Here is a 12,199-nt window from a genome sequence, read left to right on the forward strand (position 1 = left end):
CTGGTGACCCATCCGCAGCAACAGGCGATCCTCGCTGCCGCCGGTATCTGCAAGCGCTTCGGCGCGCTTGTGGTGCTGGATGCCGTCGATTTCAGCATGGCTGCCAATGAGGCTGTCGGCATCGTCGGCCCGAACGGCGCCGGCAAGACCACGCTGCTCAGCGTGCTGGCCGGCGCCTTTCCACCAAGCTCGGGTACGGTCAGCTTCAAGGGTGGCGAGGTGACGCCGCTATCGGCGATGCAGCGCTGCCGGCTCGGCCTGGTGCGCACGCACCAGGTGCCGAAACCGTTCAGCGGCATGACCGCCTTCGAGAATGTCTTCGTCGCCGCTTCGCATGGCGCCGGCCTTGGCCGCGACGAGGCCTATGAGGAAGCACTCGGCTCCTTGAAACTGTGCGGCATGCTCGGCGTTGCCAACCGGCGCGCCGAAACGCTCGGCCTGCTCGACCGCAAGCGTCTGGAACTGGCGCGCGCGCTTGCCGCAAGACCAACGCTGCTTTTGCTGGACGAGATCGGCGGCGGGTTGACCGACGGTGAAGCCGGCGAACTCGTAGACACGATCAAGGAATTGCGCCGGCGCAAGATCGGCATCGTCTGGATCGAGCACATCGTCCATATTCTCCTGCAGGTGGCCGAGCGGCTGATCTGCATGGACGCCGGCAAGATCATCGCCGATGGCGATCCGCAAACGGTGATGGCCGACCCCGAGGTCGTGCGAGCCTATCTCGGCGGAGGCCCGAAATGAGCCTGCTTTCGGTCGAGAACCTGGTTGTGCGGCATGGCTTGCTGCAAGCGGTACGTGGTGTGAGCTTTACGATCGAACGCGGAGAAACGCTGGCACTGGTCGGCGCCAACGGCGCAGGCAAGACGACGCTGCTGAGGGCAATCGCCGGCGCGCATCAGCCGGCGGCCGGCCGCGCGCTGCTCAGCGGTGCCGATCTCAGCAATGTGCCATCGCACAAGCGTGTCGGCATGGGCATTGCACTGGTGCCGGAGGGACGAAAACTGTTCGTGCAGATGACGGTCGAGGAGAACCTTCTGCTTGGCAAGACCGCCGGCCGGCCGGGCGACTGGAGCGTCGACAAGGTGCTGGAGATGTTCCCCAATCTGAAGCCGCGCCGCCATGCCAAGACGGGCCATCTGTCAGGCGGCGAGCAGCAGGCGACGGCGATCGGCCGCGCGCTGATGAGCAATCCCGACGTGCTTTTGCTCGACGAAGTCTCGCTCGGCCTGTCGCCGCTGATCGTCGACCGTGTCTATGCCGCACTGCAAGGGCTGATCGCTTCAGGCACGACCATCATCCTCGTCGAACAGGACCTCAACCGCGCCCTCGCGGTTTCCGACAGGGTTATCTGCATGCTCGAAGGGCGTGTCGCGCTCGAAGGGCCGAGCAAGGCAGTTTCGCGCGAGGATGTGACGAAGGCCTATTTCGGGCTGCACCGGAAAAGCCCCGGGAGCGTTCCCGCATGAGCAACCAGATCATCCAGGGCATCCTTCTCGGCGGCTACTACGCGCTGATCGCCTGCGGCCTGTCCTTCATGTTTTCGGTGATGCGCATCATCAACCTCGCCCATGGCAGCCTTGCCGTGTTCGCCGCCTTTGCCCTGTGGTGGCTCGCCGCGCGGTTCCACATCTCACCCTTTGTCGGCCTGCTCATCGTGCTGCCGCTGATGGCGGCGATCGGCTGGGTGCTGCAGCGCTTCCTGCTTGAACGCAGCGCGCGCGGCGGAGCCCTGCTGCCGATCCTGACGACGTTCGGCCTCGCCATCGTCATCGACAACCTGCTTTTCGAGCAGTTCGGCGCCGATACGCGTTCGCTGGCGCCCTATATCGGCAGCCTGTCCTATGATTCCTGGGAATGGCCGGGCAGCATCTATGTCGGCAAGCTCGCCGTGATCATGTTCGCCAGTGCCGTCATCCTGTTGGGTGGGCTGCAATTGTTCCTGACCCACACAAGGCTCGGACGCTCAATCCGCGCCACCTCGGAGGACCCGGATACAGCCGGCCTGGTCGGGGTCGACGCGCGCCGCGCCAATGCCATCGCCGCTTCCATCGCCATGGTCACGGTCGGCCTTGCCGGCGCATTCCTCGGCATGCGCTCCACCTTCGATCCCTATGCCGGCGCACCGCAACTGCTGTTCGCCTTCGAGGCGGCAGTCATCGGTGGCGCCGGGTCGCTGTGGGGAACGCTGATCGGCGGCATCGTGCTGGCGCTTGCGCAGACACTCGGCGCGCAGGTGCATCCGCAAGGTTTTCTGATCGGCGGCCATGTCGCATTCCTGATCGTGTTGTTCATTCGGCTCTCCACTTCGGGCCTCGGCCTGCGCGGCCTGCAGCGCTTGCCCACGAGGAAGCCAACATGAGCGCCGTCTCGACCTCGCCAGTCATCGAGCGCGGCACGGCGACGTCGCGCATCGCCGCGATTGCGGTGGCTGTCATCATCGCGCTGCTTGCAGTTGCCCCGCACTTCCTGTCGGCCGGCGCGGTCGACCGGATCACGGCTTTGTTCATCTATGTGATCCTGGCGGCGATGTGGAACGCGCTGGCCGGCTTCGGCGGCCTGGTCTCGGTCGGCCAACAGGTGTTCTTCGGGCTCGGCGCCTATTTCGCCATCCGGCTGGCCGATGCCGGCATCAACCCGTTCCTCGCACTGTTCACCTCCGGAATTATTGTCGGCGCCGTCTCCTGGCCGCTCTCGCTGTTCATGCTGCGGCTGAGGAATGGCGAGTTCGCCATCGGCATGTGGGTGATCGCGGCGCTGACGCATCTTCTGGTCAATCTCGACCGGTTGGTGCAGGGCGAAACCGGCACATCGCTGATCTCGCTCAATGTCTATGACGCGGGCGCCAGGCGGGCAGCGATCTACTGGCTCGCGCTGGCGTCGATGACCGCCCTGCTCGCCATCCTGTTTGGCCTGCTGCGCGGCAGCACCGGTGCTGCGATCCGGGCGATCCGCGACAATGAGGATGCCGCCGCGTCGGTCGGCGTGCGCGTCACCGGCACCAAGCGGCTGCTGTTCGTGCTTGCCGCCTTCGGTATCGGCATTGCCGGGGCGCTGTGGCTGGCGACCTCGATCACCTTTCAGCCGAAGACCTATTTCAATGTCCAGTGGACCGCCTACATGATCTTCATGGTGTTGGTCGGCGGCATCGGCACGTTCGAGGGCGCCATTCTGGGCGCGCTGGTGTTCTTCCTCATCGAGACGTGGTTCGGCGGCACCGGCGTCTGGTACCTGGTCGGGCTCGGCGCCACCGCCGTGCTGTTCTCGCTTTTCCTGCCGCGCGGCCTGTGGGGGACGATCGAGGAGCGTTTTGGGCTTCGCCTGCTGCCGGTCGGTTACCGCGTCAGGTTCCCAGCCGCCGCCGATGGCGATGCAATGCCTTCGCCACCGCAAGCCACACCATATCGGGAGAAGGCATGACCATGCTTTTCGGCAAGACGATCCTCATCACCGGTGTCGCCTCCGGCATCGGCGCGCGCACGGCGGAACTTGCCGGCCAGGTTGGCGCCGACGTGATCGGTGTCGATGTGCGTGAGCCGACTGCTCCGGTCGGCAGCTTCGTCAAGGCCGATATCTCGTCGAAGGCCGGTGTCGACGAGTTGATCGCTCGCCTGCCGCAGCGCCTCGACGCGCTCTGCAACGTCGCCGGCCTCTCCGGCAACACCGGCGCGGCGTCGACGCTGGCTGTCAATTTCTTCGGGCTGCGGGCTCTGTCGGAAGGCCTGGCGCCAAGACTTCGTGAAGGCGGCGCGATCGTCAACGTTGCGTCGATTGCCGGATACGGCTGGCGCGCCAATCTCAACCGCGCCGCCACGATGGTCGGCATCAAGGGGTTTCCCGATGTCGCCAAGGTGGTCGAAGACCATGCTGTCCAGAACGAGGAAGGCTATCCCGTCTCGAAGGAACTGCTGCTGTTGTGGACCTTCCGCGCGGCGCATAATGATCTGTTCAGACGGCGTGGCATCCGCGTCAATGCGGTGAGCCCCGGACCGGTCGAGACGCCGATCCTGAAACAGTTCCGCACCGTGCTCGGCGACGCCCGTGTCGACAGCGACATCGCCAGGGTTGGGCGCGCCGGCACATCGGGCGATATCGCCCCTGTCGTGCTGTTCCTGTGCTCGGATGGGGCGCGCTGGATCAACGGCGCCAACGTGCCGGTCGACGGCGGCCTCGAGGCGTCGATCAATGCCGAAGTGCTCGGCTTCTAACCAGGAAGCCTAATCGGAGCGATGGAGACTACAATGGATATCGGACTTCTGATCGACGGCGACAAAAGGGATGCGTCCGGCTCGGCCTCCTACGACCGCATGGATCCGTTCACCGGCAAACTGGCGACACGCGCCGCCGCGGCCAGCATCGCCGACGCCAATGCCGCGGTCGAAGCTGCAACGGCCGCCTTCCCAGCATGGTCGAAGACCGGGCCTGGCGAGCGCCGCGCCTTGCTGTCAAAGGCTGCTGACGTGATGGCGTCCAAGGTCGGCGAATTCACCAAGCTGATGATGGAAGAGACCGGTGCGACCGGCCCCTGGGCTGGCTTCAACGTCATGCTGGCGGCCAACATGCTGCGCGAGGCGGCGGCGATGACGACGCAGATTTCCGGCGAGATCATCCCTTCGGACAAGCCGGGCACGCTGGCCATGGCGATCCGCCAGCCGGCCGGCGTCTGCCTCGGCATCGCGCCGTGGAACGCGCCGGTCATTCTTGGCACCCGCGCCGTGGCGATGGCGATCGCCTGCGGCAACACGGTGGTGCTGAAAGCCTCCGAAATGTGCCCCGGTACGCACCGGCTGATCGGCCAGGTGCTGGTCGAGGCAGGGTTGCCCAAGGGCGTCATCAATGTCGTCACCAACGATCCCAAGGATGCCGCCGGCATTGTCGAGGCGCTGGTCGCGCATCCCTCGGTCAAGCGTGTCAACTTCACCGGCTCGACCAAGGTCGGCAGGATCATCGCCGAACTCGCTGGGCGGCATCTGAAGCCGGCGCTGCTCGAACTCGGCGGCAAGGCGCCGCTGCTGGTGCTGGACGATGCCGACATCGACGCGGCGGTCAACGCGGCCACGTTCGGCGCCTTCATGCATCAGGGTCAGATCTGCATGTCGACCGAGCGCCTGATCGTCGATGACAAGGTCGCCGACGAGTTCGTTTCCAAGCTGGCCGCCCGCGCCTCGCAACTGCCGGCCGGCGATCCGCGCGGCCATGTCGTGCTCGGATCGCTGATCAGCAGCCAAGCGGCCGACAAGATGGAGGAGCTCGTCGCCGACGCTGTCGCCAAGGGCGCCAAATTGGTGGCAGGCGGCAAGCGCACAGGCACCGTGGTGGAGGCGACATTGCTCGACCATGTCACGCCGGCGATGCGCGTCTACGCCGAAGAATCCTTCGGACCGGTCAAGCCGCTGATCCGGGTGAAGGGCGAGGATGAGGCCGTGCGTGTCGCCAACGACACCGAGTATGGCCTGTCGTCAGCCGTTTTCAGCCGCGACATCAAGCGCGCGTTTGCCGTCGCCGCACGCATCGAAGCCGGCATCTGCCACATCAACGGCCCGACCGTCGGCGACGAGGCGCAGATGCCGTTCGGCGGCGTCAAGGGCTCAGGCTATCGCCGCTTCGGCGGCAAGGCCTCGATCGCCGAGTTCACCGATTTGCGCTGGGTGACGATCGAGGATCCGGGCCAACATTATCCGTTCTGACCCGGCCTCGCTTGGGCGGCTCGGCATGGGCGATCAGACCGCCTGGGAAGGCGTGAAGCGAACGCTTGCGGACCGCGTTTGCCCAGGCGCCAGTATGATGCAGCCGGTGTCGATGCCAGCGTCACCTTTGCGGTTGAAGGCATCGGTGATGTTGCTGACCGGCTCGGCGCAAAAGAACGGCTCGCCGGGCGGTGTGTAGAGCACGAGGAAATCGAGCGGCGCCTCGGCCTCGATGTCCAGCTGCCGCCCATGCTCCGGCCAGGAGATCCGGGCGCGGCGCGCCCATCCGGTGAAGACCGTGTCGAAGTCCGTCTCCGACACGTCGAAGCCCGTGGTCGGGTTGGAGCCAGCGAGCGGCAGGACGTGCCGGGTGGGAAGGATTTCCGCGTCGGTCTCCCACATGCCGGACACCCGCGCCTGGATATGTGTCCACGGCGTCGACGGGAAATAGGGATGGAGGCCGAAGCCTGCCGGCATCGGCGCATCCGACAGGTTGCGCAGCGAGATGGCAATGACCAGCCCGCCATCGACAAGCGAGATCGCTTGCCTTGCTTCATAGTTCCACGGCCAGGAATCGGCGGCATGGCGATAGGATAGGACGGTGGTGCTGGCTTCGTGCCGCACGACTGTCCATGGCCGACGCCAGCCATGGCCATGCTCGTGATGAGGATCGTCGGAGCTGGTCGGCAGCTCGACGGCGCGGCCCGCGAATTCGAACCGCCCGCCCCTTATGCGATTGGAATAGGGAACCAGCGGGAAGCAGGCCATGGCGCCGGCATCGCGGCTGTCGATCGCCGCCTGATCCGCAGGGCGCAGCCAGTCCATGACGGATCCGTTTTGCCGCCAGCGATACGATGCCAGCGCGCCGCCGGCGGCCGGAGCAATTTCAACTGTCGCAATGCGATCGCTGATCGAGATCAGCGCTTGGTGCTGCCCGGCAACGGCAGCGGAATTCTTTGTCATCGGCACTCCCCCATCCCTTGACTCCACCCGCAACGCCTATAAGACATATCATATGAATAGTATGAAGAATAAGAAATCTTTCAGCGCTGCGCGCATGTCAAGGGTTGCAGTGGCGGTCTCCAGCGGCTCTACGGCGTTGCATGCGACTGTTGTCGAGCAGATCGGATTGCGCATCGTGCAAGGCGATTTCCTGCCCGGCGAGGCACTGCCCAATGCCGACGATTCCAGCGAGATGCTGGGGGTCAGCCGCACGGTTCTGCGCGAGGCGATCAAGGTTCTGGCCGGCAAAGGGCTAGTCGAATCGCGGCCGAAGACCGGCACAAGGGTGCGTCCCCGCTCCGACTGGAATTTCCTCGATCCGGACGTCCTGTCATGGCGCTACGCCAGCGGCGTTAGCGCCGAGGATGTCCGGGCGCTGTTCGAGCTGCGGCGCGCCATCGAACCGATGTCGGCCGCCCTCGCGGCCCAGCGCGCCACACCGACGCAGATTGCCGAGATCAATGCCGCGCTGGCCGAAATGGAAGCGGTTGTCGACGATGGCGACCGCTTCGCCAAGCCAGACCTTTTGTTCCATCAGACCATTCTGCGCATGACCGGCAACGAGCTGATCGGCTCACTGGCGGCACTGGTCGAAACCGCGTTGGTGATGAGCTTTCGCCTCTCCAACGACAATCCGGACGGGCAGCGCCATTCTTTGCCGCTGCATCGGGAAGTGGCCGAGAAGATTGCCGCCGGCGACGCGATCGGCGCGCAAAAGGCATTGCTGGTGCTCATCGACAATGCCGAGGAAGACGTGCGCCGCAGCGTCGAGAACCGCAACAAGCGTCGCCAGGATCGGGAAGAGGCATCGTGACGGACAAGAAACGCAAGCTGCGTTCCCAGGCGTGGTTCGGCGGTGAAGGCAAGAACGCCTTCATGCACCGCAGCTGGATGAAGAATCAGGGCATTCCCGCCGACGCTTTCGACGGCCGCCCGGTGATCGGCATCTGCAACACCTGGTCCGAATTGACCCCGTGCAATGCCCACCTGCGCGCGCTCGCCGATCACGTCAAACGCGGCGTCTATGAAGCCGGCGGCTTGCCGCTCGAATTCCCTGTGATGTCACTGGGCGAGAGCAACATGCGCCCCACCGCCATGCTGTTTCGCAATCTGGCCAGCATGGATGTCGAAGAGTCCATCCGCGGCAATCCTATCGACGGCGTCATCCTGCTGGTCGGTTGCGACAAGACCACGCCTGCACTCTTGATGGGCGCTGCGTCGTGCAACCTGCCGACCATCGCGGTTTCCGGCGGGCCAATGCTCAACGGCAAGTTCCGCGGACAGGATATCGGCTCGGGCACGCATGTCTGGAAATTCGCCGAAGAAGTGAAGGCCGGCCGGATGCCGGTCGCCGACTTCCTCGCCGCCGAGCAGGGCCAGAGTCGATCGGCCGGCAGCTGCATGACGATGGGGACGGCTTCGACCATGGCCAGCATGGTCGAGGCGCTGGGCATCGGCATGCCGGACAATGCCGCGATCCCGGCGGTGGATTCGCGCCGTGGCGTGCTCGCCCAGATGGCCGGACGCCAGATCGTCGATCTGGTCCGCAGGGACGTTACGATCGCGCAGATCCTCACCAGGCAAGCGTTCGAGAACGCCATTCGCGTAAACGGCGCGATCGGCGGCTCGACCAACGCGGTGCTGCATCTGATCGCCATCGCCAACCGGGTCGGTGTCGATCTCAGCCTCGACGACTGGGACCGCCTTGGCCGTGACGTTCCAACGATTGTCGATTTGATGCCGTCGGGCCGGTTCCTGATGGAAGATTTCTACTACGCCGGGGGGCTAGCTGCGGTCATGGCGTCGCTTGATGAAGTGGGGCTTCTTCATCGCGACGCCATGACCGTCAGCGCCAAGACCATCGGTGAATTGATCGACGGCGCGCCCAACTACAACAGCGAGGTGATCCGGCCGCTGAGCCAGCCGCTGACCAAGGAGGGCGGCATCTCGATCCTGCGCGGCAATCTGGCGCCTGACGGGGCGGTCATCAAACCGTCGGCGGCAACGCCCGAACTGATGCAGCATCGCGGCAAGGCGGTGGTGTTCGAGAACATCGAGCACTACTACACCCGCATCGACGATCCGGAGTTGGACATCGACGCCTCCTCGGTGATGGTGCTCAAGAACTGCGGGCCCCGCGGTTATCCCGGAATGGCCGAGGTCGGCAACATGCCGCTGCCGGCCAAACTGCTGAAGCAAGGCGTCTCCGACATGGTTCGCATTTCGGACGCGCGCATGAGCGGCACCGCCTACGGCACCGTGGTGCTGCATGTGGCGCCGGAAGCCGCCGCGGGTGGCGCCCTGGCGCTGGTGCGCGACGGCGATCTTATCGAGCTCGACGTCGCCGGCCGCCGGCTGGAGCTTTTGGTATCGGATGAAGAGCTCGCAATCCGCCGGCGTGACTGGAAGCCGCCGGCGCCGCCGGAAGGCGGCTATCAGAGCCTTTATGTCGAGCGCGTTCTGCAGGCTGACAAGGGCTGCGATTTCGACTTTCTCGTCGGCCGGCGCGATGCCGGCATTCCTCGGCATTCGCACTAGAGAGGGGCGCGATGACGGATGAAATCGGCTACGCGATCTATCCAAGTCTCAAGGGCCGCAGCGTCTTCATAACCGGCGGCGGCAGTGGCATCGGCGAAAGCCTGGTGCGCCATTTCTGCGCGCAAGGCAGCCGCGTCGCCTTCGTCGACATGGCCGAGGAGCCTTCACGGCGTCTGGCCGATGCGATTGCGGCCGAGGGACATGCCGCACCGCTGTTCATTCCCTGCGACCTGCGCAACGTCGAAGAGTTGCAGGCGGCAACCGTCCAGGCGATGCAGCACAATGGCCCTATCCAGGCGCTGTGCAACAACGCCGGCAATGACGACCGCCACCAGACCAAGGACGTGACGGTTGCCTACTGGGACGACCGCATGGCGGTCAATCTGCGCCACCAGTTCTTCGCGGCGCAGGCGGTGCGTCCGCAGATGAGCACGCTGGGCGGCGGCTCGATCATCAATTTCGGCTCCATCACCTGGATGGTCGGCGATGCGGATTGCCCAGCCTATGTCACCGCGAAAGCCGCTGTTTACGGCATGACGCGGGCGCTGGCCCGCGAGCTTGGCCCCGAACGCATCCGCGTTAACTGCATGGTGCCGGGCTGGGTGATGACAGAGCGCCAGATGCGCCTTTGGCTGAACCCGGCCGGCGAACGCCAGATCGCGGAAAGGCAGTGCCTGCCCGACCGGCTGCAACCCTCCGATATCGCGCGCATGGCGCTGTTCCTCGCCGCCGACGACAGCCGCATGTGCACGAGCCAGCAGTTCATCGTTGATGCGGGCTGGGTGTGACCCGTACGGCTTCAAAGAAAGAAGGTTAGTTCATGCGTCTTGTTCAGTTCAAAATGGCCGACGGCAAGAGACGGGTTGGCCGTGTCTCGGATGACGGCAATCATCTGCACCCGCTCGAAAAGACCAGCACCGTGCTGGAGTTGGCCGAAGCGGCGATCGCCCAGAGCGCGTCGATCGCAGCGCTGGTCGAGAAGCGGACCGGCACAGCGACGATCGACTACGACCAACTGTTGCGCGATGGCCGTGTGCTGGCCCCGGTCGACCACCCGGAACCGGCGCGCTTCCTCGTCACTGGCACGGGCCTGACCCATACCGGCAGTGCCGCCGCACGCGACAAGATGCATGTGCTGACCCATGGCGAAGACGCCGAGGAGTCCGACTCGCTGAAGATCTTCCGCATGGGCCTGGAAGGCGGCAAGCCCGCCCCCGGGCAGATCGGAATCCAGCCCGAATGGTTCTTCAAGGGTGTCGGCACCTGTGTCGTACCGCCCGGTGCGCCGCTGCAGATGCCCGCTTTCGCGCGCGCCGGCGCCGAAGAAGCCGAGATCGTCGGCCTCTATGTCAATGGGCCGGACGGCCGTCCCTACCGCATCGGCTATGCGCTCGGAAACGAATATTCCGACCATGTGACGGAGGCGGAGAACTACCTCTATCTCGCCCATTCCAAGCTGCGCTGCTGCTCGATCGGGCCGGAGCTGCTGATCGGCGACCTGCCCGACGAAGTGCGCGGCCATTCGCGCATCCTGCGCGACGGTGCTGTTATCTGGGAGCAGGAGTTCCTGTCGGGCGAAGCGCACATGTCGCACTCGATCGCCAATCTCGAACATTTCCATTTCCGCTACCCGATGCACCGCAGGGCGGGCGACCTGCATGCCTATTTCTTCGGCGCCGCGGTGATGAGCTACGCCTCCGGCGTCAAGACGGCTTCCGGCGACGAATATGAAATCCAGGCACAGACATTCGGCAAGCCACTGCGCAACCGGATGGTGTCGGTGCCGGACGAGGGACTGGTCGCTGTCACCCAGCTGTGACGGCGAAAGTCCGGAAAGTGCGGTCCACCAGAATGATAATGGGAGATTGAAAATGGGACTGAAAAAACTGTTTCTAAGAATGGCAACGATCGGGCTTGGCATCGGCCTGATGACATCGGCGGCGCTCGCCGCGAACCTGCGGGTTCTGGCCTGGGACGGCTACGCCGATGCCGACTGGGTCAAGGACTTCACCGCTGCAACCGGCATCGGCGTCGATGTCGTCTTCATCGGCAGCGATGACGAGATCTGGGCCAAGATCAAGGGCAGCGAAGGCCAGGACTTCGACGTCTTCGCCGTCAACACCGCCCAGCTGCAGCGCTATATCAAGGCCGATCTGGTGTCGCCGATCGACGTCACGAAGCTCGCCAACCAGAAAGAAGTGCTGCCGCGCTTCCGCGATCTGACGGCGGTGAGCGGCGTCACCAAGGATGGCAAGGTCTACGGCATTCCGTTCTGCTTCGACTCCATCGGCCTGATCTACGACACCGACAAGGTCAAGCCGGCGCCGACCTCGATGTCGGTTCTGTGGGACCCGGCCTACAAGGGCAAGGTGCTGGCATACGACAATGGCGAGCACAATTTCTCGTTCACCGCACTGACGCTCGGCTACAAGGATCCGTTCAACCTCAGCGAAGAGCAGATGGCGGCGGTCAAGGCCAAGCTGGTCGAACTCAAGCGCAACGTGCTGAGCTTCTACACCACCGCCGACGAGGCGCAGCAGATCTACCAGAACAATGATGTGGCCCTGATCTGGGCCAATTATGGCCAGCAGCAGGTCAAGGCACTGCAGAAGATCGGCGCCCATGTCGCCTACGTCAATCCAAGCGAGGGCGCGCTTGCCTGGCTCGACAACTGGGTCATTTCCAAGGGTGTCCGCGACAATGCGGCGGCCGAGAAATGGATCGACTTCATGCTGAGCAAGAAGGTCGGCGGCGAGCTTTCCGAGCGCACCGGCTTCGGCAACACGGTGACGGAAACCGGCAGCGCCGGCGGCAACGACAAGCTGGTCTGGCTCAACAATGTCGAGGACCCGCTCAAGCGTTCGGACATGTGGAACGAGGTCAAGGCGACGCCCTGATATTTCCGCACTGTGCCTTCGAAGGACCCGGCGGTCCGGAGGTTCCGGACCGCCGAAGCGTATGCGAGAGTATCT

12 protein-coding genes are annotated in these 12,199 nt (G+C 64.6%); 11 read left to right on the plus strand and 1 reads right to left on the minus strand.

Annotated elements, in window-relative coordinates; all coding sequences use genetic code 11:
- Genes ASD99_RS13805 through ASD99_RS13830 form a run of 6 tightly spaced genes read left to right on the plus strand, consistent with a single transcriptional unit; the run spans position 1 to position 5,687 of the window.
- Positions 1-744: an ABC transporter ATP-binding protein gene (locus ASD99_RS13805; protein ID WP_057143969.1), complete on the plus strand. Its 744-nt coding sequence runs from the start codon at positions 1-3 to the stop codon at positions 742-744.
- Positions 741-1,469, plus strand: a complete 729-nt coding sequence (locus ASD99_RS13810) for an ABC transporter ATP-binding protein (RefSeq protein ID WP_057143970.1) — start codon at positions 741-743, stop codon at positions 1,467-1,469. Before ASD99_RS13805 ends, ASD99_RS13810 begins: the two co-directional genes overlap by 4 nt.
- Positions 1,466-2,362, plus strand: a complete 897-nt coding sequence (locus ASD99_RS13815; protein ID WP_056581564.1) for a branched-chain amino acid ABC transporter permease — start codon at positions 1,466-1,468, stop codon at positions 2,360-2,362. Before ASD99_RS13810 ends, ASD99_RS13815 begins: the two co-directional genes overlap by 4 nt.
- Positions 2,359-3,420, plus strand: a complete 1,062-nt coding sequence (locus ASD99_RS13820) for a branched-chain amino acid ABC transporter permease (protein ID WP_057143971.1) — start codon at positions 2,359-2,361, stop codon at positions 3,418-3,420. Before ASD99_RS13815 ends, ASD99_RS13820 begins: the two co-directional genes overlap by 4 nt.
- Positions 3,421-3,422: 2 nt before the next feature.
- Positions 3,423-4,208 (plus strand): coniferyl-alcohol dehydrogenase, encoded by a 786-nt coding sequence (locus tag ASD99_RS13825; protein WP_057144113.1) that lies wholly within the window; start codon positions 3,423-3,425, stop codon positions 4,206-4,208.
- A gap of 33 nt (positions 4,209-4,241) precedes the next feature.
- The gene (locus ASD99_RS13830; protein WP_057143972.1) at positions 4,242-5,687 is read left to right on the plus strand and encodes an aldehyde dehydrogenase; all 1,446 of its coding nucleotides are present in this window, start codon (positions 4,242-4,244) and stop codon (positions 5,685-5,687) included.
- 33 nt (positions 5,688-5,720) lie between these two features.
- Here the strand turns inward: ASD99_RS13830 and ASD99_RS13835 are convergent, their stop codons facing one another.
- Complete coding sequence (locus ASD99_RS13835; protein ID WP_057143973.1) at positions 5,721-6,650, minus strand: aldose 1-epimerase; 930 nt, start codon at positions 6,648-6,650, stop codon at positions 5,721-5,723.
- A 94-nt stretch (positions 6,651-6,744) separates the two neighbouring features.
- On the opposite strand from ASD99_RS13835, the gene ASD99_RS13840 reads away from it, so the two are divergent.
- The 5 genes from ASD99_RS13840 to ASD99_RS13860 are packed head-to-tail and all read left to right on the plus strand — an operon-like array spanning position 6,745 to position 12,124.
- Entirely contained in the window at positions 6,745-7,503 is a 759-nt protein-coding gene (locus ASD99_RS13840) for a FadR/GntR family transcriptional regulator (protein WP_244497733.1), read from the plus strand.
- Positions 7,500-9,227, plus strand: a complete 1,728-nt coding sequence (locus tag ASD99_RS13845; protein ID WP_057143975.1) for an IlvD/Edd family dehydratase — start codon at positions 7,500-7,502, stop codon at positions 9,225-9,227. Before ASD99_RS13840 ends, ASD99_RS13845 begins: the two co-directional genes overlap by 4 nt.
- An 11-nt stretch (positions 9,228-9,238) precedes the next feature.
- On the plus strand, positions 9,239-10,015 hold the full coding sequence (locus ASD99_RS13850; RefSeq protein WP_057143976.1) for an SDR family NAD(P)-dependent oxidoreductase: 777 nt from the start codon (positions 9,239-9,241) through the stop codon (positions 10,013-10,015).
- Between the two features lie 32 nt (positions 10,016-10,047).
- Complete coding sequence (gene araD1 / locus ASD99_RS13855) at positions 10,048-11,046, plus strand: AraD1 family protein (protein ID WP_057143977.1); 999 nt, start codon at positions 10,048-10,050, stop codon at positions 11,044-11,046.
- A 52-nt stretch (positions 11,047-11,098) separates the two neighbouring features.
- Positions 11,099-12,124, plus strand: a complete 1,026-nt coding sequence (locus tag ASD99_RS13860; RefSeq protein WP_057143978.1) for an ABC transporter substrate-binding protein — start codon at positions 11,099-11,101, stop codon at positions 12,122-12,124.
- Positions 12,125-12,199 lie beyond the last annotated feature (75 nt).

It is taken from the genome of Mesorhizobium sp. Root695, from assembly GCF_001428185.1.
In the GTDB taxonomy this organism is placed as follows: Bacteria; Pseudomonadota; Alphaproteobacteria; order Rhizobiales; family Rhizobiaceae; genus Mesorhizobium.